The 23,858-nt window shown below is 59.2% G+C and carries 24 protein-coding genes and 1 pseudogene; 1 reads left to right on the plus strand and 24 read right to left on the minus strand.

What is annotated here, in order from left to right:
* The first annotated feature begins 448 nt into the window (after positions 1-448).
* Positions 449-745 (plus strand): DUF3077 domain-containing protein, encoded by a 297-nt coding sequence (locus HK44_RS19290; RefSeq protein WP_019692373.1) that lies wholly within the window; start codon positions 449-451, stop codon positions 743-745.
* An 854-nt stretch (positions 746-1,599) separates the two neighbouring features.
* Here the strand turns inward: HK44_RS19290 and flhB are convergent.
* The 24 genes and pseudogenes from flhB to fliD all read right to left on the minus strand — a co-directional run bounded on the left by flhB (position 1,600) and on the right by fliD (position 23,815).
* Positions 1,600-2,739 carry a flagellar biosynthesis protein FlhB gene (flhB, locus tag HK44_RS19295; RefSeq protein WP_019692374.1) on the minus strand — a complete coding sequence of 380 codons (1,140 nt, stop codon included), beginning with the start codon at positions 2,737-2,739 and terminating at the stop codon, positions 1,600-1,602.
* 3 nt (positions 2,740-2,742) lie between these two features.
* Entirely contained in the window at positions 2,743-3,525 is a 783-nt protein-coding gene (gene fliR, locus HK44_RS19300) for a flagellar biosynthetic protein FliR (protein WP_019692375.1), read from the minus strand.
* Positions 3,526-3,528: 3 nt separating this feature from the next.
* The gene (gene fliQ, locus HK44_RS19305) at positions 3,529-3,798 is read right to left on the minus strand and encodes a flagellar biosynthesis protein FliQ (protein ID WP_019692376.1); all 270 of its coding nucleotides are present in this window, start codon (positions 3,796-3,798) and stop codon (positions 3,529-3,531) included.
* A 24-nt stretch (positions 3,799-3,822) separates the two neighbouring features.
* Positions 3,823-4,572: a flagellar type III secretion system pore protein FliP gene (gene fliP / locus HK44_RS19310; RefSeq protein ID WP_019692377.1), complete on the minus strand. Its 750-nt coding sequence runs from the start codon at positions 4,570-4,572 to the stop codon at positions 3,823-3,825.
* Positions 4,572-5,003, minus strand: a complete 432-nt coding sequence (fliO, locus tag HK44_RS19315; protein WP_019692378.1) for a flagellar biosynthetic protein FliO — start codon at positions 5,001-5,003, stop codon at positions 4,572-4,574. Before fliO ends, fliP begins: the two co-directional genes overlap by 1 nt.
* Positions 5,004-5,465, minus strand: a complete 462-nt coding sequence (fliN, locus tag HK44_RS19320; protein WP_019692379.1) for a flagellar motor switch protein FliN — start codon at positions 5,463-5,465, stop codon at positions 5,004-5,006. It lies immediately after the preceding gene.
* Positions 5,466-5,534: 69 nt separating this feature from the next.
* A complete protein-coding gene (gene fliM, locus HK44_RS19325) occupies positions 5,535-6,503 on the minus strand; it encodes a flagellar motor switch protein FliM (RefSeq protein ID WP_019692380.1) in 969 nt (322 codons plus the stop codon).
* Positions 6,504-6,512: 9 nt separating this feature from the next.
* Positions 6,513-7,013 carry a flagellar basal body-associated protein FliL gene (gene fliL / locus HK44_RS19330; RefSeq protein ID WP_019692381.1) on the minus strand — a complete coding sequence of 167 codons (501 nt, stop codon included), beginning with the start codon at positions 7,011-7,013 and terminating at the stop codon, positions 6,513-6,515.
* 244 nt (positions 7,014-7,257) lie between these two features.
* Positions 7,258-8,658, minus strand: a complete 1,401-nt coding sequence (locus HK44_RS19335) for a flagellar hook-length control protein FliK (RefSeq protein WP_019692383.1) — start codon at positions 8,656-8,658, stop codon at positions 7,258-7,260.
* 105 nt (positions 8,659-8,763) lie between these two features.
* A complete protein-coding gene (locus tag HK44_RS19340) occupies positions 8,764-9,108 on the minus strand; it encodes an Hpt domain-containing protein (RefSeq protein ID WP_019692384.1) in 345 nt (114 codons plus the stop codon).
* Positions 9,109-9,138: 30 nt separating this feature from the next.
* On the minus strand, positions 9,139-10,845 hold the full coding sequence (locus HK44_RS19345) for a fused response regulator/phosphatase (protein ID WP_019692385.1): 1,707 nt from the start codon (positions 10,843-10,845) through the stop codon (positions 9,139-9,141).
* 5 nt (positions 10,846-10,850) lie between these two features.
* The gene (locus HK44_RS19350) at positions 10,851-11,159 is read right to left on the minus strand and encodes an STAS domain-containing protein (RefSeq protein ID WP_019692386.1); all 309 of its coding nucleotides are present in this window, start codon (positions 11,157-11,159) and stop codon (positions 10,851-10,853) included.
* Positions 11,160-11,269: 110 nt separating this feature from the next.
* The gene (gene fliJ, locus HK44_RS19355; protein WP_019692387.1) at positions 11,270-11,719 is read right to left on the minus strand and encodes a flagellar export protein FliJ; all 450 of its coding nucleotides are present in this window, start codon (positions 11,717-11,719) and stop codon (positions 11,270-11,272) included.
* A 6-nt stretch (positions 11,720-11,725) separates the two neighbouring features.
* The gene (gene fliI / locus HK44_RS19360; RefSeq protein WP_019692388.1) at positions 11,726-13,084 is read right to left on the minus strand and encodes a flagellar protein export ATPase FliI; all 1,359 of its coding nucleotides are present in this window, start codon (positions 13,082-13,084) and stop codon (positions 11,726-11,728) included.
* Positions 13,074-13,883, minus strand: coding sequence for a flagellar assembly protein FliH (gene fliH / locus HK44_RS19365; protein WP_019692389.1), 810 nt, complete (start codon positions 13,881-13,883; stop codon positions 13,074-13,076). The genes fliI and fliH overlap by 11 nt, the downstream gene beginning before the upstream one ends.
* A 4-nt stretch (positions 13,884-13,887) precedes the next feature.
* Positions 13,888-14,907: a flagellar motor switch protein FliG gene (gene fliG, locus HK44_RS19370; protein WP_019692390.1), complete on the minus strand. Its 1,020-nt coding sequence runs from the start codon at positions 14,905-14,907 to the stop codon at positions 13,888-13,890.
* Positions 14,900-16,687: a flagellar basal-body MS-ring/collar protein FliF gene (gene fliF, locus HK44_RS19375; protein ID WP_019692391.1), complete on the minus strand. Its 1,788-nt coding sequence runs from the start codon at positions 16,685-16,687 to the stop codon at positions 14,900-14,902. The genes fliG and fliF overlap by 8 nt, the downstream gene beginning before the upstream one ends.
* A gap of 15 nt (positions 16,688-16,702) precedes the next feature.
* Positions 16,703-17,032, minus strand: coding sequence for a flagellar hook-basal body complex protein FliE (gene fliE, locus HK44_RS19380; protein WP_019692392.1), 330 nt, complete (start codon positions 17,030-17,032; stop codon positions 16,703-16,705).
* Positions 17,033-17,177: 145 nt separating this feature from the next.
* Positions 17,178-18,578: pseudogene (locus tag HK44_RS19385) on the minus strand (sigma-54-dependent transcriptional regulator).
* Complete coding sequence (locus HK44_RS19390; protein ID WP_019692393.1) at positions 18,578-19,777, minus strand: sensor histidine kinase; 1,200 nt, start codon at positions 19,775-19,777, stop codon at positions 18,578-18,580. The pseudogene HK44_RS19385 and the gene HK44_RS19390 overlap by 1 nt, the downstream one beginning before the upstream one ends.
* Positions 19,778-19,904: 127 nt before the next feature.
* Positions 19,905-21,380, minus strand: a complete 1,476-nt coding sequence (locus HK44_RS19395) for a sigma-54 dependent transcriptional regulator (protein ID WP_019692394.1) — start codon at positions 21,378-21,380, stop codon at positions 19,905-19,907.
* Positions 21,381-21,550: 170 nt separating this feature from the next.
* Positions 21,551-21,847, minus strand: coding sequence for a flagellar protein FliT (gene fliT / locus HK44_RS19400; protein ID WP_019692395.1), 297 nt, complete (start codon positions 21,845-21,847; stop codon positions 21,551-21,553).
* A 24-nt stretch (positions 21,848-21,871) separates the two neighbouring features.
* Entirely contained in the window at positions 21,872-22,261 is a 390-nt protein-coding gene (fliS, locus tag HK44_RS19405) for a flagellar export chaperone FliS (RefSeq protein WP_019692396.1), read from the minus strand.
* A gap of 153 nt (positions 22,262-22,414) precedes the next feature.
* Positions 22,415-23,815, minus strand: coding sequence for a flagellar filament capping protein FliD (fliD, locus tag HK44_RS19410; protein WP_019692397.1), 1,401 nt, complete (start codon positions 23,813-23,815; stop codon positions 22,415-22,417).
* Positions 23,816-23,858: the final 43 nt, after the last annotated feature.

The raw sequence follows: 23,858 nt of genomic DNA on the forward strand, positions 1-23,858 counted from the left end.
GGCCTCTTCGCGGGCAAGCCCGGCTCCCACAGTAATCGGGGCTGACCGCGAAATGAGTGTTCGGCACAGAACCTGTGGGAGCGGGCTTGCCCGCGAAGAGGCCGGAATATTCAACGCCCATCCTAAGAATGCGACCACAAACCTGAAAAACAGCGGGAAACGTCCGACAGGTTTTCAAGGTTGCCCCTCGGAAATCGCATCACTAGTCTTCGGTGGTCGCTGCCAAATCAGCGACCGGGCGTGGAAACCCGGTGAGTAAACGGCGCAAAAGCGCCCTTCATAACGTATGCTGGCGCTTTTTTACGCCCATGCTTTATGGCGGCTGTGCGCGGGAGACCTTCGGGGTCTGCCGGGCTCGTTTACCCCGGTTTTCCAACCTGCGTACAGCTGCCACCCATTCGCGTGGAAACGAATGAGGCAGCTCTAACCAGTAAACGAGAACCTCACCATGAACAAATCTTCGCACCTCCACGATTTGAAAACCGCCGGCCTCACCCCCTTCTCCATCCACAACGATCAGGCCCTGTTCCGAGTCAACAGTGGCGTCCCTCTGCTCACTGCCTTGTCCCACGTCTCCGACCTGCTCCACCTCTCCAGGATGCTGGCCGAAGACGCAGCGATGGAGCGCAAAACCGACCGCTATGCCTGGGCCTCCCACTACTTGCAGGAGATGAGCAAAGCCGTCATCGATGATGTGGTGAAAGTCATAGCCGCATCGAACAACCATCAACAGGCCGAGCGTTAGCTCGCCTGCCGCTGTTGATCTTGATCCACCCGCCCCTTCGGGAGGCCGAGTGGAGGTGTTCATCAGGGGGTGGGCGCGCAGCGCCGTTCGACGAAGTCGAACACATCGAGAGGAGGTCGTCGCGAAGCAGACCGTAGGCGATGCCCCCTGATGAATGCCGGAACGAGGGGACGCCGAGCCTAGGCGAGGTGCCGTACGCTTGGGGCGAGCGTTTTTTTGCTTACTTTTTTTAGGCGCTTGTAAAAAAAGTGAGTCGCCGTCAGGCGAAACCGTAAGTGGCCGTTACCGCAGAAATGGATATGTACACCTGCGGGAGATTGGCCGGCTGTCAGGCCGCCTTCGCGAGCAAGCCCGCTCCCACAGTTTTGATTGGTGTACATCTGCAAGAGGTTGGTCGGCTGTCAGGCCGTCTTCGCGAGCAAGCCCGCTCCCACAGTTTTGATNCTCGGTGCTCGCACTTGCACCGGCTCCTTGAGCACATGCAACGGGTAATGGTGCGTCGTATAACTCGTATAATGTATGCTATACGAAGTTATTACGCACGTTTTGATTGGTGTACATCTGCAAGAGGTTGGTCGGCTGTCAGGCCGTCTTCGCGAGCAAGCCCGCTCCCACAGTTTTGATTGGTGTACATCTGCAAGAGGTTGGTCGGCTGTCAGGCTGTCTTCGCGAGCAAGCCCGCTCCCACAGTTTTGATTGGTGTACATCTGCAAGAGGTTGGTCGGCTGTCAGGCCGTCTTCGCGAGCAAGCCCGCTCCCACAGTAGATCTATGTATATCCGCAAGAGATAGGTCGGCTGTCAGGCCGCCATCGCAGGCAAGCCAGCTCCCACAGTTTTGATCAGCGTAAGCCGGTCAGGAATCGCGGCGCAGATCCGGTGGAATCGGCAGTTCATCCTTGAGCGGATCCGGGCGCTTGCCCTTGCCGGCACGGTACTGGCGGATCTGATAAACGTAAGCCAGCACCTGAGCAACCGCCAGATAAAGCCCACCAGGAATTTCCTGATCGAGCTCGGTGGAGTAATAGATCGAACGCGCCAGGGCCGGCGACTCAAGCAGCAAGACTTCATTAGCCACCGCAATTTCGCGAATCTTCAACGCCAGGAAGTCGCTGCCCTTGGCGACCAGCATCGGCGCCCCACCCTTCTCCGGATCGTACTTGAGCGCCACCGCGTAGTGGGTCGGGTTGGTAATGACCACATCGGCCTCAGGAATGGCCGCCATCATCCGCCGCTGGGACATCTCGCGCTGCAACTGGCGAATCCGTTGTTTGACCTCGGGGCGACCTTCCTGATCCTTGTGCTCGTCGCGTACTTCCTGCTTGGTCATCAGCAGTTTCTTGTGACTCTGGTAAAGCTGAACCGGCACATCGACTGCCGCGATCAGGATCAACCCGCAGGCCATCCACAAGGTGCTCCAACCCACCAGTTGCACACTGTGGATAATCGCCTGCTCCAGCGGCTCATGGGCGATTCGCAGCAAGTCGTCGATGTCCGAGCGCAGCACGCTCAGCGCGACGAACAGCACCAGCAGGAATTTTGCCAGGGCCTTGAGCAGCTCGATCAGCGCCGTGGACGAAAACATCCGCTTGAGGCCGCTGGCCGGGTTCATTCGACTGAACTTGGGCGCCAGGCTACTGCCGGCGAACAACCAGCCGCCCAGGGAAATCGGGCCGATGATCGCCGCCAGCAGCAAGGTGAGCAACACCGGTTGTACCGCGATAATCGCGATCTTGCCCGACTTCAGCAAATACAGGCCCATGGCGTCCGGGGTCAGCAGCACTTCACGCGGCAAGGAGAAGTTCAGCCGCATGATTTCCAGCAGGTCCAGCGCCAGACCGCCGCCGTAGATCAGCAACCCGCCCGCACCGGCCAGCATCACCGCCAAGGTGTTGAGCTCTTTGGAGCGAGCGATCTCGCCCTTTTCGCGGGAATCCTTCTTGCGCTTGTCCGTGGGGTCTTCTGTCTTGTCCTGACCGCTCTCGCTTTCAGCCATGACTCAGCGCGCCTGTGCCATATCACGCAACAACTGCAAGGCCTCGGTGGCCAGCGGTTGGTACTGGTTGAGAATGTCCCCCAGACTGACCCAGAAAATCACCAGGCCCAGCACCAGGGTCAGCGGAAAACCGACAGAGAAGATGTTCAGTTGCGGCGCCGCGCGGGTCATGATCCCGAAGGCAATGTTGACCACCAGCAGCGCGGTGATTGCCGGCAATACCAGCAGCAGTGCCGCGCCCAGTACCCAGCCCATCTTGCCGGCCATTTCCCAGAAATGATTGATCAGCATGCCACTGCCCACCGGCAGGGTCGTGAAGCTTTCCGTGAGGACTTCAAACACCACCAGATGGCCATTCATCCCCAGAAACAGCAGCGTCACCAGCATCGTCAAAAACTGCCCGATGACGGCCGCCGACACACCGTTAGTGGGGTCGACCATGGACGCGAAGCCCATGCCCATCTGGATCGAAATGATCTGCCCGGCCACCACGAACGCCTGAAAGAACAGTTGCAAGGAGAACCCCAGCAGCGCGCCAATCAGTATCTGTTCGGCAATCAGCAGCAGACCGCTCAAGTCCAGCGGATTGACCTGCGGCATCGGCGGCAGGCCCGGTGCGATGACCACCGTTATCGCCACTGCGAAATACAGTCGGATACGCCTGGGCACCAGGGTCGTACCGAAGATCGGCATGGTCGTCAGCACCGCGCCCACCCGAAATAGCGGCAGCATGAAGCTGGCCACCCAGGTACTGATTTGCACATCGGTCAGCGCCAGCAACGACATGGTTTAGCCGATCAACTGCGGAATACTGGTGTACAAGCGCAGTATGTATTCCATGAACGTTTGTATCAGCCACGGACCGGCAACGATCAGCGTGATCAGCATCACCAGCAAACGCGGGAGGAAGCTCAGGGTCTGTTCGTTGATCTGCGTGGCCGCCTGAAACATCGCCACCACCAGACCCACCAGCAAACTCGGAACGACCAATATGGCGACCATCATGGTGGTCAGCCAGAGCGCTTCACGGAACAGGTCTACCGCCACTTCAGGAGTCATATCGCCCTACCCGCCCACTTATGTCTAAACACCGCCGAAACTGCTCGCCAGCGTACCGATGATCAACGCCCAGCCATCCACCAGCACAAACAGCATGATCTTGAACGGCAGCGAAATGATCAGCGGCGAGAGCATCATCATGCCCATAGCCATCAGCACGCTGGCAACGACCAGGTCGATGATCAGGAACGGAATGAAGATCATGAAGCCGATCTGGAACGCGGTTTTCAGTTCCGAAGTCACGAAGGCCGGCACCAGAATGGTCAGCGGCGCCTGATCCGGCGTCGCGATGTCGGTGCGCTTGGACAGGCGCATGAACAGCTCGAGGTCGCTGCTGCGAGTCTGCGCCAGCATGAAGTCCTTGATCGGTACTTGCGCCTTGGCCACCGCATCCTGAGCCGTGAGCTTCTCGGCCAGATAAGGCTGCAAGGCATCATGATTCACCCGATCAAAGACCGGCGCCATGATGAACATCGTCAGAAACAGCGCCATGCCGGTAAGAATCTGGTTCGACGGCGTTTGCTGCAAACCCAGGGCCTGACGCAGGATCGAGAACACGATGATGATCCGGGTGAAACTGGTCATCAGCATGACGAACGCCGGAATGAAACTCAGCGCGGTCATGATCAGCAGGATTTGCAGGCTGACCGAGTACTCCTGAGCGCCATTGGCGTTCGTGCCCAGGGTGATCGCCGGGATCGACAGCGGGTCGGCAGCGAACGCCAACGGCGCGGCCAGCATCAGGACCAGCGTCAACAGGGTGCGCAACGGCATTACTTCTTATCCTTATCTTTACCCAATAGCTCCATCAGGCGCTGGGCAAACTCGGGGGTCGCCTGCTCGGTGCTCGGCACTTGCACCGGCTCCTTGAGCACATGCAACGGGGTAATGGTGCCCGGGGTCAGCCCAAGCAGAATCTGCTCGTTACCGACTTGCACCAGCACCAGGCGATCACGCGGCCCGAGGGCGCGCGAGCCGATCAGCTCGATCACCTGCCCTTTGCCGGCAGGACCCGCCTGCTGGACGCGGCGCAACAACCAGGCGAGGAAGAAGATCAGGCCCAGCACCAGCAGCAAACCCAGCACCAGTTGAGTCAACTGACCGGCCACGCCGCTGCCGACCGCCGGTGTCGCAACCGCCGCTACCGGTTCCGCCGCCCATGCACCGAGCGGCAAGGCCAGCAATACGCCGAGAAACGCCTTCACTCAGCGCAGCTTCTTGATGCGTTCGCTTGGGCTGATCACGTCGGTCAGGCGGATGCCGAACTTCTCGTTGACCACCACCACTTCGCCGTGAGCGATGAGCGTGCCATTGACCAGTACGTCCAGGGGTTCGCCGGCCAGGCGGTCAAGTTCGATCACCGAGCCCTGGTTGAGCTGCAGCAAGTTACGAATGTTGATATCGGTGCTGCCGACTTCCATGGAAATCGACACCGGGATGTCCAGAATCACGTCCAGGTTAGGACCGTCGAGGGTCACTGGCTCGTTGTTCTTCGGCACGCTGCCGAACTCTTCCATTGCCAGACGACCGGAGGATGACGAACTTGCCGCATCGGCGGCCAGCAAGGCGTCAATATCGTCCTGCCCGGCATCACCCGTTTCTTCGAGCGCCGCGGCCCACTCATCGGCCAGTGCCTGGTCGTCCTGGGTATTCATTTCGTCAGCCATCATTTGTCCTCAGCGGGCAACCAATCAATTGGAAGCCGTCAATTAAAAGCGAATGTGTGCGAACGCAGATCAGCGTCGCCCGATCGGCTCGATCACTTGCAAGGCCAGGTTGCCCTTGTGGGAGCCCATCTTGACCTTGAAGGTCGGCACGCCGTTGGCGCGCATGATCATTTCTTCCGGCATCTCGACCGGGATCACATCCCCGGGCTGCATGTGCAGGATGTCTCGCAGGCGTAACTGGCGACGGGCAACCGTGGCACCGATCGGCACGTCGACATCCAGCACGTCCTGACGCAGGGCGTTGACCCAACGCTCATCCTGATCGTCGAGGTCCGACTGAAAGCCCGCATCGAGCATTTCGCGGACCGGTTCGATCATCGAGTACGGCATGGTCACGTGCAGGTCACCGCCGCCGCCGTCGAGTTCGATGTGGAAGGTCGAGACCACCACCGCTTCGCTCGGCCCGACGATGTTGGCCATGGCCGGGTTCACTTCCGAGTTGATGTACTCGAAATTGACTTCCATGATCGCTTGCCAGGCTTCTTTCAAATCAACGAAGGCCTGCTCCAGCACCATGCGCACGACGCGCAATTCGGTCGGAGTAAATTCACGGCCTTCGATCTTGGCATGACGACCATCACCGCCGAAGAAGTTGTCCACCAGCTTGAAGACAAGCTTGGCGTCGAGGATGAACAATGCAGTACCGCGCAACGGCTTGATCTTGACCAGGTTGAGGCTGGTCGGGACGTACAGCGAGTGCACGTACTCGCCGAACTTCATCACCTGTACGCCACCGACAGCGACGTCCGCCGAACGCCGCAGCATGTTGAACATGCTGATGCGCGTGTAGCGGGCAAACCGTTCATTGATCATTTCCAGGGTCGGCATGCGTCCGCGGACGATGCGATCCTGACTGGTCAGGTCATAGCTTTTGACACTGCCCGGTTCAGAAGCGTTGTCGGTCTGTACCAGACCATCGTCGACACCATGCAGCAGCGCATCGATCTCATCCTGGGACAGCAGGTCCTGCACGGCCATGTCGTGTTCCTACTGCAGTACGAAATTGGTAAACAGCAACTGGTCGATAACGACTTTGCCGACTTCTTTCTGCGCGACTTCCTGCACACTGGCAGTGGCTTTCTGGCGCAGCATTTCCTGACCGACCGGAGTCGCCAGGGTGTCGAAATTCTGTCCGGAGAACAGCATGACCAGGTTGTTGCGAATCACCGGCATATGCACTTTTAGCGCGTCCAGATCGGTCTGGTTACGCGCCTGCAGGGTAATGCTCACCTGCATGTAGCGCTGACGGCCATTCTGGTTGTAATTGGCCACGAAGGCAGGGGCCATGGCTTCATAAATCGCCGCAGGCTTGGCATTACTGGCAGTTTCGGCTGCAGGCGCAGGCTTGCTCTGAGCGCTGTGCATGAAGTACCAGGTCGCCCCCACGGACAGACCGATCGCCAGCAGCACGGCCAGCACAATTACGAGAATAAGCTTGAGTTTGCCTTTCCCGGCTGGGTCTTTCACTGCTGCTTCGCTCTTCGCCATGCCAATAATCCGTCACTATTCGAGTTTTCACAGGTGCACGGCAAGGCAAGAGCAAGTGTTATGCCAGAAGTGTCGGGAGGGGCATGGTGGGGACTGAGCACAACCTGCAAAACACCACAAGCCCCATGTGGGAGCGAGCCGGCTCCGGGCGGCGTTCCGACGATAGCGGTGTAACAGTCCACAAAGATATCGACTGTAATGGCCTCATCGCGAGCAGGCTCGCTCCCACAGAGATCAGTGTCGGTCAGGCGTAGTAATCGACTGCACTGGAGCCGATGACGCTGGTCGTGTTGGCGGCTGCTTCCGCCACGCTCACCGGCAGTTCTTCATCCGCCGAGCCCAGGCGACCACCGCCACTGGCCGTCGCGTTTGAGCCCTGCCCTTGCTGAGCCTGCTGCTGCCCCTGTCCTTGCCAGCCGCGAGACTGGTCGGACACATTGACATCGACCTGCCCCATGCCTTGCTGGGCAAACATGTCGCGCAGACGATGCATCTGACTGTCCAACGCCTCACGCACGCCAACATGAGCACTCATGAAGGTCACTTGAGTCTGCTGATCGGGAACCATGTTCACCCGAATATCCAGACGACCCAGTTCCGCCGGCTGAAGCTGAATATCCGCCGCCTTGAGGTTGGCACTCGACAGGTACATGACCCGATTGACCACTTCCTCGGTCCAGCCGCTCTGATGCATGGCGATCGGTTGATTCACCGGCAACGCATTCGCGGTCTTTGGCGTGGCGGCCTGGGTCAGCGCTGCCAGGCGATTGGCGAAATCGTCAACGCGCGTGTCACTGGTCGCCGACTTCAGATCCTTGAGTCCGTCTTCGATCAACCCGCCGAAGGACTTTTCGCCCCCCTGGCTGGTGCTGTCCTTGCTGGTTTGCACGTCAAGCATGCTCGCCATGCCATTGGCAAAGTTCTGCGCCGCGGTGGGCTCGCTATCGGCCTGATCCGGTATCGCTTCTGTCGGGGACTGGCTGGAGGCCGACACGTGACCACTTTGCTCCAGTGCCAGGCGCACGGCCGGCATCGCGTCCAAAGGATCGGATGCAGGATCGAACGAGGGATCCGTCGTCACCGCAGGTTGAGCCGGCGCAGGCGTCACCGTCGCCGCAAGCGCCGCATCAACCTGAGGCGAAGCCTGAGCCTGAGCAACCACCGGCGGTGTTTGTGGATCGGGCACCGGCACTGACACCGGCATCGGCTGCACCGCCTGCGCCAATGCCGGATCGAGAGTTGGGTCGAGCGCAGTGCTATCAGCCACCGGGGCATCCGTGGCCGCTGCAGAATCGCTTGCGCCGCTTGCATCGCTTGCGGCCTTATCGTGGGTATCCGCCGGTTTGTCGGCGGGCAAGGATTTGCCGCTATCGGCAACGGTCGCCTGCGGGGCGGCAGATTTGTCGCCAGTCGCCACTTTTTTGCCGGAGCTGTCAGCGACTTTGTCACGCACGTTTTTACCGGCCCCATCGGTCCTTGACGCCGGGGTAGCTTGCGACTGCCTGGCATAGACCTGAGAAAAGCTTGCGGCCTTATCCCGGGGCTCTGCTGGCGCTGCCGGCGCATTGACAGGCACGCTGGCAGACACAGACTGAGTCTTGGCCTGCGAGGCGGTCTGAAGAAGCGAGTTCGGGGCGAGGGGCATAACGGTCTCCGCTGCACTGGGATCGTAGGTACAGTTGAGAAACAAAACTGCAAGGGTCGAGCCAGGTTTGATCAGGCACCGAAAAAATCTGCTACGAAGGCGTTTTCAACAATGAAAACGCTGGCGCTCTTCACGGTACAGTCGCCTGACGATGGCAAATTCGCCGTCGATTTCGCCGACCAGTTTTTCGATTCCCGCGAAGCTCTCTTGCTTGGCTCGCAGCTCCAGCTCACCGCACAACTCAGCCAGGCGTTTGGCGCCCATGTTGCTGCTACTGCCCTTGAAGCTGTGGGCTGCACTGAGCAGTTGATCGGGATCCTGAGTTCCGCGAAGTTGGGTCAAACGTGTTTCGCAATCCTGAAGGAAAGTATCCAGAAGTATCGGGTACTGATCCTCCATGACTTCCTTCAACGTATTCAGCACGTCGTGATCCAGATGAATGTCAGTCACTTGTTCGCTCCCTGATCAAGAATATGCGGATTATGCCTGAGCCTCCCAGGAAAACTCCACGCGGGCACGTCGGCCATTGTCCGACCAACTGGCGTTGTGGCTCAACTGACGAATCAGACACACACCGCGACCCGATAAGCGACCAGCGTCGACAGGTCGCGTCATGACCCGCTGCACGTCGAACCCCGCGCCACTGTCTTCAACTTCCACCACCAGACAACCACCCGCCCCTTGCGGCGACACCTGCATATGCACCCGCAGGTAGCCATCCTCAAGCGCTTCCAGGCGCGCATTGCGCTGCTCATAATACCGCGCGAACCCGGATGCATCGCGCTTGAGACTCGAATCGAGTCCCAGCACACCATGCTCCAACGCATTGGAATAGAGCTCGGCCAGCACACTGTAAAGCGCCCCGCTTTGCGCCCGCAGCCCATGCACCTCAAGCAACAGCTGCAACAGATAAGGCAGCGGATTGAAGCGCTTGAGCGTGTCTGCGCGAAACTCGAAACTCGCCGACCAGTCCAGCGGGCAGGACTCACCGCTGTCGGAATACACTATGGCGGGAGGAGTGAGTTGCGTGGCTTCGAGCAGGCTGACCTCAACCATGCTGACATCGTCACGCGCCTCGCCACGGAAATCCCGCAGCGCCTGTTCAATCTCCTCGAACAACCGTTCTGGATGGCGGTTGTTGGCAAATACCCGCTCTAATCGCTCGACTCCAAACAGCTGCTCATTGGCATCACAGGTATCGATCACGCCGTCCGACAACAGGAATACCCGGTCGCCGAGGGCCATCGGGAACACCTCGGTGCGATCGTCAAAGGCTTGCGGGCTCAACACACCCAGGGGCAGATGCCGCGCCAGCAACGTGGTGCGCTTTCCGCTGGCGATATCATGCAGATAACCATCCGGCATACCGCCGTTCCAGACCTCCACTGAACGACGCTGAAAACTGAGGCACAACAGGGTCGCGCAACAGAACATATCCACCGGCAGGATACGCTTGAGCTTGGCGTTCATCTCGCACAGCATTTCCGCCAGGCCGTAACCCTTGGCAGTCATGCCGTAGAACACCTCCGCCAGCGGCATGGCGCCGACTGCTGCCGGCAGGCCATGACCGGTGAAATCCCCCAGCAACACATGCATGTCACCGGCCGGCGTAAATGCCGCCAGCAACAGGTCGCCGTTGAACAAGGCATAGGGCGATTGTGAATAACGGATATTGGGAGCGCTCAGGCAACCGGAGTGAGCGACCTTGTCGAATACCGCCTTGGCCACCCGCTGCTCATTGAGCAGGTACTCATGGTGCCTGGCGATCAGATCGCGCTGCTCCAGGACCGTCGCCTGCAAGCGCCGCAAACGATCCATCGCCTTGATCTTGGCGCTGAGGATCACCTGGTTATAGGGTTTTGCCAGAAAGTCGTCGCCACCCGCCTCCAGGCAACGCGCCAAGGCTTCGCTTTCCGTCAGCGAGGTCAGGAAGATGATCGGCACCAACGTTTCGCCGGCCAGCAGCTTGATCTGTCGCGCCGCTTCGAAACCGTCCATCACCGGCATCATCGCGTCCATCAACACCAGTTGCGGACGCTGCTGCTGATACAGCTCAACCGCTTCGGCGCCGTTGGCCGCGGTCAACACCTCATGCCCCTGACGACGGACGATACTCGACAGCAACAAGCGGTCGGCCGCGCTGTCTTCTGCGATCAGCACGGTCAGCGGCTCGGGCAGCGTCGACATGACGATCAACTGATGTCGAACAGCTTGTCGAAATTGGAGATGGCGAGGATTTTCTTCACATCGGAACTGCTGTTGACCACGCGAATATCGGAGTTGTCTCCGCCAGCATGATCACGCAACAGCAGCAACATGCCCAACGCCGAGCTGTCGAGGTATGTCGCCTCTTTCAAGTCGACCACCACCGAGTTTGGCATCTGCCCGTCGGGGCGCTCGTAGGACTCACGAAACTCCTGATGCTTGGCGAAATCGAATCGCCCCTTGACCGAAATCGTGAGTTTTTGCCCATCCGGAGATACTTCTGTAACGACTGACATGCTGTGGCTTCCCTGTCATTGGCAACGTGTAGAAGGTTTAGCACTTGCGAGCGGCATGAGCAAGGCAGGACAGCCCGACGGATCAAGATCTTTTCCGCGCCCCACCCTCATCAATAGGGATCGTGGCGCGGCAAACGCTGGGAAAGCTCGTCGAGCAGCTTCTGCTCGCGCCGGTCTTCGAGCTGGCGAGCTTCATCGATGTAACGCTGCACCAGCTTGCGCAGCCCTTCAACCCGGGCAAACGCCTGCTGCCAGGTGTCACGCGCCTTGTTCAGGTTGTTCTGGTGCCAGGCCAGGCTTTGGCGCTGCTGATCGATCGCGGTGCCCAGTTGCGCGAGAAAGCCCTGATACCCCAGCAACCATTGCCCCGAGACGCCATGGCTGCCGCGTACGATCCATTGTTCCTGGTACTCGAAACGGAAGCTTTCGAGGTCGGCGAGCTTGCTTTCGGCCAATCGCACCTGGCCCTGAAAGTGTCCCAGGCGCTGGGCGGCGGTCTTTTCGGCCTTTTCAGCCATATCGACCACGGGCGCCAGGCGCGCCGACCGGCTCTGGGCCATGAGGTGTTAGCCGCCAGCCGCCGGGGCGAAGATCGAGGCAAGGTACGCCTCGCTCTCACCCAGGCTGATGCTGTCGTTCAAGCCCTGACGCAGGTACTTGGCCAATTGCGGCTGCAACGAGATCGCCAGATCGGTTTCCCGATCGCCGCCCGCCACATAGGCGCCGACGCTGATCAGGTCGCGACTTTGCTGATAACGCGACCAGAGCTGCTTGAAGTACTGTGCACGGGTCATGTGGTCTGGGCTGACCACCGACGGCATGACCCGACTGATGGATGCTTCGATGTCGATCGCCGGGTAATGCCCCTCTTCCGCCAGGCGTCGCGACAGGACGATGTGTCCGTCGAGCACGCCCCGCGCGGCATCGGCGATCGGATCCTGCTGGTCGTCGCCTTCGGACAACACGGTATAAAATGCGGTGATCGAACCGCCACCCGCCTCGGCATTACCGGCACGCTCCACCAGTTTCGGCAGTTTGGCGAACACCGATGGTGGATAACCCTTGGTCGCGGGCGGCTCGCCGATGGCCAGAGCGATTTCCCGTTGCGCCTGAGCAAAACGGGTCAGTGAATCCATCAGCAACAGGACGTTCTTGCCCTTGTCGCGGAAATACTCGGCGATTCGCGTGCAGTACATCGCGGCGCGCAGACGCATCAGCGGCGCATCGTCCGCAGGCGACGCCACCACCACGGAGCGCTTGAGCCCCTCTTCACCGAGGATGTGCTCGATGAATTCCTTGACCTCACGACCCCGCTCGCCGATCAGCCCGACGACGATGATGTCGGCCTCGGTAAAGCGGGTCATCATGCCCAGCAGCACACTCTTGCCGACGCCGGTGCCGGCGAAGAGGCCAAGGCGCTGACCGCGACCGACTGTCAATAATCCGTTGATGGAACGAATACCCACATCCAGCGGCTGGCTGATGGGGTCACGCTTAAGCGGGTTGATGGTCGGACCCTCCATCGGCACCCAGTCTTCAGCTTTCATTGCGCCCTTGCCGTCCAGCGCACGGCCGGCGCCATCCAGCACCCGCCCGAGCATGCTCATGCCCATTGGCAAGCGTCCGGCATCGGCCAAGGGTACGACTCTGGCGCCTGGGGCAATGCCCGCAACACCACCGACCGGCATCAAAAACACTTTGCTGCCAGAGAAGCCCATGACTTCGGCTTCGACCTGTACCGGGTGATAACTGTCGTCGTTGATCACCATGCAACGGCTGCCCATGGCAGCGCGCAGGCCCTCGGCTTCGAGCGTCAGGCCGACCATGCGCAGCAAGCGCCCTTCGAGGATCGGTTGACCGGGCAACTCGATGGCCTGCGCATAAGTACTCAGGCGTTTGCCGAAGCTGGTGCGATCAAGGCGCATCAGCGATTTCCGGCTCTGGTTCAAGTGCCAAGGCAGACGGCTTTGCGCTGACGGGAAGTTCCAGCCTCAAATCTGCCTCGGCCGGATGCAGCGCCTGATCGTGCAATTGATCTAACAGCTTGGCCATGATTTGCGTGATGCGGGTTTCCACGGTCGCATCGATGCGGCTGTGCTCGGTCTCGACCCGGCATCCGCCTGGCAACATGGCTTCGTCTTCGACGATGCGCCAGGTCTCCTCGTGGCGTTCACGCAATGCCTTGACCTGCTCGAAGTCCTGCGGGTTGATGTACAGACGCACATTCCCGACACCCAACGGCAGCAATTTCAGGGCTTCGCGCATGACGTGCTCGATTTGCGTCGAGTCGATGGCCAGTTCGCGCTGAATCACCTGTTTGGCAATGTGCTGGACCAGCCCGACCAGGGACTTCTCGATCTGCGTATCCTGTTCGGCAATCGGTTCGAACAGATTGCCCATCAGTAATTCAAGGCAGACGAGTTTCGCGCTCAGGGCCACGTCAGCTTCCTGGCGAACCTTTAGCGTGGTGCTGTGAAAACCTTCTCGCTCGCCAGTGGCGAAGCCTTCGTTGTAGGCTTCCTGACGGATGCTTTCGAGCTCTTCGAGGGTCAGTGGCTGGACTTCCTCCAGCGGCACTTCTTCCATCTCCGGCGGTTCAGGCTCGGGCTCGGGTTCAGGCTCCAGGACGTGCGGGTCGAAGCTGGGCAACGACCAGATATCAAAACCACGGACATCACGCGCACGGATCAGGTCGGTGGGCGACTCATCACTCTTGGATGCCATGGCGTTAAATCATTTCCTCGCCGCCCTTCCCGCCGAGAACGATTTCTCCGGCTTCGGCCATACGGCGGGCAATGGTGAGGATTTCTTTCTGTGCAGTTTCGACGTCGCTGACGCGTACCGGGCCCTTGGCCTCCAGGTCGTCGCGGAGCAATTCGGCCGCCCGCTTGGACATGTTCTTGAAGATCTTTTCCTTGACGCCCTCGTCCGAGCCCTTGAGGGCCAGCACCAGCACGTCCGAGGAGACTTCGCGCAGCAATGCCTGAATTCCTCGGTCATCGACATCGGAGAGGTTGTTGAACACGAACATGAGGTCTTCGATCTGGCCGGACAGGTCTTCGTCGACTTCGCGGATCGAGTCCATCAACTGACCTTCGATCGAGCTGTCGAGGAAGTTCATGATGTCGGCTGCACGCTTGATACCGCCCAGGGTGGTGCGCGCGGCGTTGGAGTTGCCGGAGAATTGCTTCTCGAGAATCTGGTTGAGTTCTTTCAGCGCGGCGGGCTGCACGGTGTTCAGTGAAGACACGCGCAAAATAATATCGAGGCGTACTTTATGGTCGAAGTTGCCGAGCACTTCGCCGGCCTGATCCGGATCGAGATACGCCACGACGATCGCCTGGATCTGCGGGTGCTCGTAACGGATCACGTCCGCCACCGCACGCGGCTCCATCCACTTCAGGCTGTCCAGGCCGCTGGTGTTGCCACCCAGCAGAATTCGGTCGATCAGGCCGTTGGCCTTGTCTTCGCCCAGCGCCTGGGTGAGCATCTTGCGCACATAGTCATCCGAACCGACGCCGAGGCTGGTTTGATCGCCGACAATGTCGACGAACTCGCTCATCACCTGCTCGACCTGCTCGCGGTGCACATTGCCCATTTGCGCCATGGCCACACCCACACGCTGGACCTCTTTAGGCCCCATGTGGCGCAGCACTTGCGCAGCATCGGTTGAACCCAGGGACAGCAGCAGAATCGCGGCTTTGTCGACCCGGCTGAGTTTGGCGATAGCGGCTCGATTATCACTCATCTGCGTTAATCCACTCTTTCACGACCTGAGCCACACGACCCGGATCTTCGGCCACCAGGCTCTTGATTGCGTTCAACTGTGCGTCATAGCCTTCGCTCGGGCTAGGCAGCAGAATACTTTGCGGGCCACCGAGGCTGACGCGGTCGTTGGCCAGTTCGCCGTCCAGACCGCCCATGCCACCGAGCTCGACATCGCTGCCAAGACCCGCCAGTTGCTTGCCTTTGCCGCCACCGGTGATGTTGTTGAGCACCGGACGCAGCACGCCGAACACCAGCACCAGGATGAACAACACGCCGAGAACCTGTTTCACTACATCCCAGAACCAGGGCTGCGAGTAGAACGGAATGTCGGCGATGACTTCGCCACGCTCGGCCGAGAACGGTACGTTGATCACGCTGACGCTGTCGCCACGGCTGGCATCAAAACCGACGGCGTCCTGCACCAGACGCGTGAAGCGCGCCAACTCATCGGCGCTCCACGGGGCACGGGTGGTTTCACCGTTGGCCGCGTTGACCTTGACCTGATCATCCACAACGACCGCAACCGACAGGCGATTCAAACGGCCCTGCTGTTGCTTGGTGTGGCTGATGGAGCGGTCGAGTTCGAAGTTCTTGGTGGATTGTTGACGCTTGTCCGCCGGGTACGGTGCCAGCATCGGCTGACCGGTTGCCGGGTCCATGATTTGCTGGCCGTTGGCATCCAGCAGCGGCTGACCTGGCTGCACCATGCCAGCGGAAGCGCTCGAGCCACCGGTGGTTTGTGGCGCCGAGGCCGGCGATGGCGGCTGATTGCTCAGCGCACCGGGAACGCCTTGCGGGCCGTTGCTGGCGGTGCGCTGCTCGGAAGTCGATTGCTCGCTGCGCAGGGCTGGCTGATCCGGGTTGAACTGTTCCGAAGTCGACTCGACTGCACTGAAATCCACATCGGCGGAGACTTCAGCCTTGTAGCGATCGTTGCCCAGCACCGGCTGCAGAATATTGTGCACACGCTGAGTGAGCATGCTTTCCATACGGCGGCTGTAATCGAATTGTTTGCCGGCCATGGTCAGTTCGGAGTTTTCCGCCTGATCGGAGAGCAAGGTGCCCTTCTGGTCGACGACGGTGATCTGCGACTTGCTCAGCTCGGGAACGGCGGTCGCCACCAGATTGATGATAGCCATGACCTGGCCCGGCTCCAGCGACCGGCCGGAATAGAGCTCGACCAGTACCGATGCGCTTGGCTTGCGCTCATCACGCACGAACACCGAGCTTTTCGGAATTGCCAGGTGTACACGGGCACCCTTGACGTTGTTCAGGCTGGAAATGGTCCGCGCCAGTTCACCCTCAAGGCCGCGACGATAACGGGTCGCCTCCATGAACTGACTGGTGCCCAGCCCCTGGTCCTTGTCGAGAATTTCAAAACCGATGTTGCCGTCGCTGGGAGTGACACCAGCAGCGGCGAGCTTGAGCCGCGCACGCGACACATCATCGGCCTTGACCAGCAAGGCACCGGAATTGGGCTCAATGGTGTAAGCAATGTCAGCGGCGGCCAGGGTTTCCATGACCTGCTTGGCGTCCATACCGGCAAGGCTGCCGTACAGCGGCCGATAGTCGGGTTGCTGCGACCACAGCACCACGGCAAAACCAATCGCCACGCTCGCCGCCAAGCCAACCAACAGGCCCACCTGACGCAGCATGGTCATCTCGGAGAGGTTTTCCAGAAAGGACAGACCAAACAACGGCGGTTTGCCGTCTGCTCGCGTGACCTTGGCCGGAACGTTATTGGCGGCTGCTTCTGCCATGACTCAATCTCGTCCTTATACCGGCATCTGCATGATGTCTTGGTATGCCTGAACCAGCTTGTTACGCACTTGGGTCAATGCCTGGAAAGACACGCTGGCCTTCTGCGAGGAAATCATTACATCTGTCAGGTCGACGCCGCTTTTGCCAATTTCGAAAGCATTGGCCAGCTGGTTCGAAGCCTGCTGGGTGTCATTGACCTTGTTGACGGCCTGACCGAGCATGTCGGAAAAGCTGCTACCGCCCATTTCAGGCACCGCGACCGCTGCTTTCGGCTGAGCCATGGCGTCCATTTGCATGGACCGCATGTCCAACATCAACCGATTAAATTCAATACCTTGGCTCATGGTCCACTCTCTATGACGACCCGCAATTTTTTGACACTCACTCGGCGGATAGAGTGGTGTTAGCAACAAGGGTGCCAGCTCCATGGCGACGCTTGAGAAAAGCCCATTCGAGGTTTTGCAGGCAGATAACTGACGTGGCAAACCCTCACGCGGAAAACAGATGCGCCTCGACATCCATTCCCGCATCACGCATTTGCGCCAGCTTGTAGCGCAAGGTCCGCGGGCTGATACCCAGGCGCTCGGCCGCTTCCTTGCGCCGCCCGCGCTCGGATCGCAACGTATCGATGATCATCTGAAACTCGCGACGCCTCAGGTCATCACCCAGCGCGCCCGCTGAATCGCCTTGCGGCGCATCGACTTCGAGCATTCGTGACGACATTGGAACCGGTGCCAATACCGGCAGTGGCGCGCAAGCCACTGGTCCCGCAAGGCAAAAGTCCTGCGGCTGAATCAAACCACCCTGCTGCAAAATCAGCGCCCGCTGAATGGCGTTGTCCAGCTCACGCACGTTGCCCGGCCACGGATAACCGATCAGGCAAGCCTGAGCTTCCGGCGACAGCCTGGCCGCGGCATGCTTCATTTTATTGACGTGCTTGGCCAGCAGACGCTCGGCCAACGGCAAGATATCAGCAGTGCGCTCACGCAACGGACACCAGGCCAACGGAAACACTGACAGGCGATAGTAAAGGTCTTCACGAAAACGCCCCGCCGCCACTTCGCCCGCCAAATCGCGATTCGTGGTCGCCACCACCCGGATATCCAGTGCGATCGGCTTGCGCGCGCCCACACGCTCGACTTCACGCTCCTGCAACACCCGCAGCAGCTTGGCCTGAAGCCCCAAGGGCATTTCGGAAATTTCGTCGAGCAGAATGGTCCCGCCATCGGCCTGCTCGAACTTGCCGGCCTGAGCCGCAATAGCGCCAGTGAACGAGCCTTTCTCATGACCGAACAAGGTCGCCTCGAGCATGTTGTCCGGGATCGCCGCGCAATTGATTGCAATGAACGGCTGACTGGCGCGACGCGAGTGCTGGTGGATGTAACGCGCCAACACCTCTTTGCCGGTACCCGACTCACCCGAGATCAACACCGTCGAATCACTGCGCGCCACACGGGCTGCCAGCTCAAGCAACTGCGCACTGGCCGGCTCGAACGCTACCGGGCCTTCGCCCTCTGCGGCGCCGAGACAACCCTAGGCGTGGCGCGCCACCAGATCCAGCAACGCCTTGGGCTCGAACGGCTTGACCAGATAGTCTGCCGCCCCCTGACGCATCGCATCGACAGCACGCTCAACCGCGCCATGAGCGGTCATCAGCAACACCGGCAACTGCGGATGACGAATTCGCAACAAACCCAACAACTGATGACCATCCATGCCCGGCATGTTGACGTCACTGATCACCAGATTGAATGACTCACTCGCCACAGCTTGCAGCGCATCTTCGGCCGAGCCCACCGCGGTGTAGTCGTGACCGGCCAGCAGCAGCGTATCCGTCAACGCTTCGCGCAGCGCGCGGTCATCTTCGACCAGTAAAACCTTGATTGCCATCAGCCTCTTTCCACTCCTTGAGCGCTGGAAAACAACGGCAAGACCACCACCGCACACGTACCGCGGCCCGGCCGCGAGCGCAGCTGCAATTCTCCCTGATGAGCACGGGCCACCGCCTTGACTACGGTCAAGCCAAGGCCGGTGCCGGTGGTTTTAGTCGTAAAAAACGGCTCCCCCAGGCGCGCCAGCACGGTGGGGGCGATACCGCCGCCGTTGTCGCTGACGCACAGCCGAAGGGTGTTTTCACGGGTGTACAGATGAACTTTCAGACGGACTTCGCCGGCACTGGCCTGAATCGCATTTTCAATCAGGTTCAGCAGTGCGCCGACCAGCGTGTCACGATTGCACAGCAACTCCCCGGCATGACTGTCGCACTGCCAACGCACCGGATAATCCTGAACATGCGTCAATGCCGCCGCTTGCAGCGATTGCAGGAGCGCCGCGGGCGTCACACGATCAGTCAATGGCAGCTCGCCGCGAGCAAACACCAGCATGTCCCGCACCTGATGTTCGAGCTCATGCAGACGCTCCTTCAAACGCCCGGCAAATCGTTGCTGGGTAGCGACCGGAAGCGCTTGCTCAGTCAAATGACTGGCGTACAGCAATGCCGCAGACAGCGGCGTGCGAATCTGATGCGCCAGGGAAGCGACCATCCGTCCGAGGGACGACAAGCGCTCATGGCGAGCCAGTTGATCCTGCAAGTGTCGGGTTTCGGTCAGGTCGTTGAGCAACACCAACTGACCCGGCTCGGCATCCAGCGAACGCGTGGCAATCGACAGGCGCCGACCATCCTTCAGGGAAATTTCATGACCGTCGTCTTCACGTGGAGCAAAGCAGCGGGCAATGACATGACGCCACAACTCACCTTCAAGCGGCAGACTCAGCAGCTCGCTGGCCGCCGGATTGGCTTCGCGCACCATACCCTGAGCATCAATGACGATGACGCCACCGGGCAACAAGTCGAGAAGGTTTTGCAGACGGTTGGCCAGGCGCTCTTTTTCAGCCAGCTCTTGCATGCGCTGAGCACTGACCACTGCCAGTTCGCCTTTGAGCTCGGTGACCCGGGCTTCAAGCATGCTGTAGGAGTCGGTCAGTTGGCTCGACATCTGACTGAACAGCGCGAATGCCTGCTCAAGGCCAAGCCGACTTGCCTGCTCTACAGAGAACGATAGCCCCGAGGCTTCGGAGACAGGAGACATTGGGGCGGCGTGGGGCATCGTGCTCTCTCGCTAGGCTGACCGTCAGTTAAACGGAACGTTGCGAGGGACGTAGCAATACCCGTGCCTAAAAAAACCACCTATTATTCAGCAAGTTGAAAAACAGGCGTCAATCATCCGCCTGCTCATCACCCTCGCGACGGCTCATGCCGTACTTGCGCATCTTCTCGACCAGGGTGGTACGGCGAATGCGCAGGCGTTCGGCCGCACGCGCCACGATGCCATTGGCATCATCCAGCGCCTGCTGAATCAGGCCCTGCTCCAGGCCACCGAGGTAGTCTTTGAGGTCCAGCCCTTCTGGCGGCAGCATGGCGTTAGCAGTGAAGTCCGGGGTATGGCCATTGATGGCTACCCGTTCTTCAAGATCGCTGCGCAAGCTATCGACCAATTGCTCGTCTTCGTCATCGACATAACGAAATTTCTTCGGCAATTCGACCACACCGATCACGCCGTACGGGTGCATGATCGCCATGCGCTCGACCAGGTTGGCCAGCTCACGGACATTGCCCGGCCAGCCATGACGACACAGCGACATGATCGCTGCCGAGTTGAAGCGAATGGAACCGCGCTTTTCGTGCTCCATGCGCGAGATCAACTCATTCATCAGCAACGGAATATCTTCGACACGCTCACGCAGCGGTGCCATCTCGATCGGGAAGACATTGAGGCGGTAGTACAGATCCTCACGGAAGCTGCCGACCTCGATCATGCTTTCGAGATTTTTGTGGGTCGCAGCGATGATCCGAACGTCGACGCTCTGGGTCTTGTTGCTCCCCACGCGCTCGAAAGTACGCTCCTGCAATACCCGCAGCAGCTTGACCTGCATCGGCAATGGCATGTCGCCAATCTCGTCGAGAAACAACGTACCGCCGTTGGCCAGTTCAAAACGCCCGGCGCGGCTGGTGATGGCCCCGGTAAACGCACCTTTCTCATGGCCGAACAGTTCGCTTTCCAGCAGCTCGGCCGGGATCGCGCCACAGTTGACCGGAACGAACGGCGCGTCGCGCCGCTTGGAGTGATAGTGCAGGTTGCGCGCGACCACTTCCTTGCCTGTACCGGACTCACCGAGGATCAGCACGCTGGCATCGGTGTCGGCCACTTGCTGCATCATCTGCCGAACGTGCTGAATCGCCCGACTGGTGCCGACAAGGCTACGGAAAAGATTGGGTTCGCGGTGACGACCGCGCTCACGGGCCTGGTCATACATCTCGCGATAAACCTGGGCGCGGTGCAGGGAGTCGAGCAACTTGCTGTAGCTGGGGGGCATTTCCAGAGTGGAAAGTACCCGGCGACGCTGGTCTTCCTGCAGGTCAATGGAAGAATTATCGCCCATTAACAACACCGGAAGGAACTCATCCCAGATAGCGAGTGTCTTTAACAGGCCCGGAAGTGAGCCAGGAGCATTTACCGTCCCGATAAGGACGCAAATGACTTCACGACTTGATGACAAAGAGCCGACTGCCTGCTGCCAGTCATGGCTACCACAGGGTAAATTTTCTTCGCCAAGAAAATTTAAAATCACCGCCAAATCACGGCGCCGGACGCTATCGTCATCAATCAGCAGAATTTTGGTTTCACGCCACATGCAATAGCAACTTCCCTAGTCAACTCGATGCCCGAAATGAGTGGGCAAGCTAGACGCCTGCAGACACGTTGAGCCTGATAGACGTCTGAAATCTTCAAACAGCCACTAGTTAAGTCAAAAAACCGTGCATAGTCAAATTTATGGCGCACAAAGTTCGGATTAACTGGGGATTAACCGAACAGATGGTAAACCTTTGCCGCGTTCTGCGCTTGATGGATCTGCGACATCTCATCGACTATCGCCTGACGCTCGCCCGTTGTCACTTCCAGCAACTGCCTGTACACCGCCAGCAGACTCTCCAGGTTCTCGCGCAGAGCCTGTTCATCTACCGGGACCTCACTGAGCACATCGTCAACACAGGCGCGGCAAGCAGCGTCCAGTTTGCCGATGGCGTCCCAATTGCGCGCAGCCAACGCATCAACGAGAGCATCACGAGTTTCTTCAATCCGTTGCAGTGCATGGTTCATGATGTCTTCCTCAGACCGGCAGGCCTATTGCGGTGCAATTTCATCCCAGCCACTTTTCAGGGTGGTTAGCAAACCTGACACCTCATCGATCATCTCGGCGCTGTTCAGGCGATTAGCCTCCATCAGCCGGGTCATCATGTAAGCGTACAAGTTATCCAGTTGCTGGAGCGAAGCCGGATCATCGGTTCTTTCGGGATTCAGGCCATCACGCAGGCCGATGATAATGTCGACCGCCTTGCCCATCATCAACCCCTTGAGCGCGATATCGCCACGAGCCATAGCGCCCTTGGCCTGAGCCATGCGGTCCAACCCGCCCTCCATCAGCATTTGCACCAAACGATGGGGGCTGGCTTCAGAGACCTGCGCATGGGAATTGACCTTCTGATACTGACGAAGGGCTCTCATGGGATTCATGCTTGTACCTCGTATCGGGCAATAACTAAAAAGGATTTGCTCTGATCTTTATGTCGACGTCGGCGTAAAAAACTTTAACACCCTCTCGCAGATCAAGAAAAAACCCAGGCACCGCCTTGCAGCGTGCTTGGGTTCTTCGCATTTCAATCCGAATCAGTTACTGGATTTCGGATTATTGAGCGCATTGAGCGTACTCATGATGCTATCACCCTGCGCCTTAAGCTTGGCCACCAGAGCGTCCATGGCATTGTACTTGGCGCTCAAACTGGCCTGCAGATCCGTCATGCGCGAGTCCAAAGAATCCTGTTGTTTCTTCAAGTCGGTCAGGCTGTCAGCCAGGCTCGCCGCACGGCTCGCAAAGGTCCCGGTCTTGCTCTGCGCGAAGGTATCGGTTGCCGCAGTCATCCGCGCCAGCAAACCGTTGCTACCGGTGAAAATACCGTTGATGTCCGCGGCATTGGTGAGCACTGCCGCGTCCCACTTCTTGTCATCGATCGACAGCATGCCGGTTTTCTGATCCGTCGTGACACCGAACTGTGCCAGCGCCTTCAACGAGCCGGTGCCCGACATCGCGTTCAACTCGTTACGCACCGAAGACAGTAGCGAACGCAGCGAAGCATCGCCGGTCAGTGCGCCAGAGGTGAGAGAACCATCAGGGTTTGTGGTCACCTGGGTTTCAGTATTGACCGCCTTGATCAAAGCGTTGTAGGTATCGACAAACCCCTTGACCGAGGACTTCAGATTCGTGCTGCTGGCAGTCACCGCAATGGTGGTCGGCACAGGAGGCAGAGGGGTACCGTTTGCCGCTGTCGGCACTGTCGAGGTCGACAGCAGTTTGATGCTGACACCACTCACCGCATCGGAAACGGTGTTGCTCTTGGACGTCATCGAAATGCCATCGATGGTGTATTTCGCATTGTCCGGTGGAGTGATGACCGAAGTGCCGACTTCCAGCCCGGAATTGCCCGACAGGGTCAAATCCGTTCCCACCCCGGTAGTGCTCGACGTCAATACCAACCGAGAGCCGTTGGCATCGCTCAAAATGTTGGCGCTCAGTCCTTGGTTGGTGTATTGCGAGTTGATCGAGTCACGCACCTGCTGCAACGTGGCACCTGCAGGAATGCTGACATCATAGTTGGTGCCCGACTGCACGATGGTCAGGGTTGTCGGGGTTGCGCCGCTGTTGACAACAGAGGACGCACCACCGGCAAAAACCGGTGTGGATATCTTCGAAGCCGCTGCCAACTGAGTGACCACCAGCGAGAAGTTGCCGGCAGCAGCACCATTGCCGGTCGTGACCGTGGCGACCTTTTCGTCTGAAGAAGAACCGGCCAGCCCGCTGAAACTGGCCGTCGTACTCATCGTTGTCATGGCGCCACGAAAGGCATCCAGCGCCGCCTGGATCTTGCCGATGGACGACAGCGAGGTGGTGGCTTTCAGCGTCTGGCTGTTGATCTGTGTCTGCTTGGGTGCTCGTTCAGCATCCACCAAAGACTTCACAATCGCCTGGGTATCGATGTTCGAACCAATACCGCTAACCGTTGTACCCGCCATCGTTTCTCTCCTTATCCAGTGGCTGCCGCTTTTTTGACGAAGA

The sequence above is a fragment of the Pseudomonas fluorescens HK44 genome (assembly GCF_000217955.3).
GTDB classification, from domain to species: domain Bacteria; phylum Pseudomonadota; class Gammaproteobacteria; order Pseudomonadales; family Pseudomonadaceae; genus Aquipseudomonas; species Aquipseudomonas fluorescens_AQ.

Coding starts and splice junctions, on each gene's coding strand:
- HK44_RS19390 (WP_019692393.1), bottom strand. CDS start 19,777: ATGTCTCCTGTCTCCGAAGCCTCGGGGCTATCGTTCTCTGTAGAGCAG.
- fliH (WP_019692389.1), bottom strand. CDS start 13,883: ATGGCATCCAAGAGTGATGAGTCGCCCACCGACCTGATCCGTGCGCGT.
- fliR (WP_019692375.1), bottom strand. CDS start 3,525: ATGTCGTTGCTGGCGCTGACCGATGTGCAAATCAGTACCTGGGTGGCC.
- HK44_RS19395 (WP_019692394.1), bottom strand. CDS start 21,380: ATGTGGCGTGAAACCAAAATTCTGCTGATTGATGACGATAGCGTCCGG.
- fliL (WP_019692381.1), bottom strand. CDS start 7,013: ATGGCGAAGAGCGAAGCAGCAGTGAAAGACCCAGCCGGGAAAGGCAAA.
- fliM (WP_019692380.1), bottom strand. CDS start 6,503: ATGGCCGTGCAGGACCTGCTGTCCCAGGATGAGATCGATGCGCTGCTG.
- fliE (WP_019692392.1), bottom strand. CDS start 17,032: ATGAGCCAAGGTATTGAATTTAATCGGTTGATGTTGGACATGCGGTCC.
- fliF (WP_019692391.1), bottom strand. CDS start 16,687: ATGGCAGAAGCAGCCGCCAATAACGTTCCGGCCAAGGTCACGCGAGCA.
- HK44_RS19335 (WP_019692383.1), bottom strand. CDS start 8,658: ATGCCCCTCGCCCCGAACTCGCTTCTTCAGACCGCCTCGCAGGCCAAG.
- fliS (WP_019692396.1), bottom strand. CDS start 22,261: ATGAATCCCATGAGAGCCCTTCGTCAGTATCAGAAGGTCAATTCCCAT.
- fliP (WP_019692377.1), bottom strand. CDS start 4,572: ATGCCGTTGCGCACCCTGTTGACGCTGGTCCTGATGCTGGCCGCGCCG.
- HK44_RS19290 (WP_019692373.1), top strand. CDS start 449: ATGAACAAATCTTCGCACCTCCACGATTTGAAAACCGCCGGCCTCACC.
- fliJ (WP_019692387.1), bottom strand. CDS start 11,719: ATGGCCCAGAGCCGGTCGGCGCGCCTGGCGCCCGTGGTCGATATGGCT.
- fliN (WP_019692379.1), bottom strand. CDS start 5,465: ATGGCTGACGAAATGAATACCCAGGACGACCAGGCACTGGCCGATGAG.
- fliD (WP_019692397.1), bottom strand. CDS start 23,815: ATGGCGGGTACAACGGTTAGCGGTATTGGTTCGAACATCGATACCCAG.
- HK44_RS19350 (WP_019692386.1), bottom strand. CDS start 11,159: ATGTCAGTCGTTACAGAAGTATCTCCGGATGGGCAAAAACTCACGATT.
- fliG (WP_019692390.1), bottom strand. CDS start 14,907: ATGAGTGATAATCGAGCCGCTATCGCCAAACTCAGCCGGGTCGACAAA.
- HK44_RS19345 (WP_019692385.1), bottom strand. CDS start 10,845: ATGTCGACGCTGCCCGAGCCGCTGACCGTGCTGATCGCAGAAGACAGC.
- fliT (WP_019692395.1), bottom strand. CDS start 21,847: ATGAACCATGCACTGCAACGGATTGAAGAAACTCGTGATGCTCTCGTT.
- fliI (WP_019692388.1), bottom strand. CDS start 13,084: ATGCGCCTTGATCGCACCAGCTTCGGCAAACGCCTGAGTACTTATGCG.
- fliQ (WP_019692376.1), bottom strand. CDS start 3,798: ATGACTCCTGAAGTGGCGGTAGACCTGTTCCGTGAAGCGCTCTGGCTG.
- flhB (WP_019692374.1), bottom strand. CDS start 2,739: ATGGCTGAAAGCGAGAGCGGTCAGGACAAGACAGAAGACCCCACGGAC.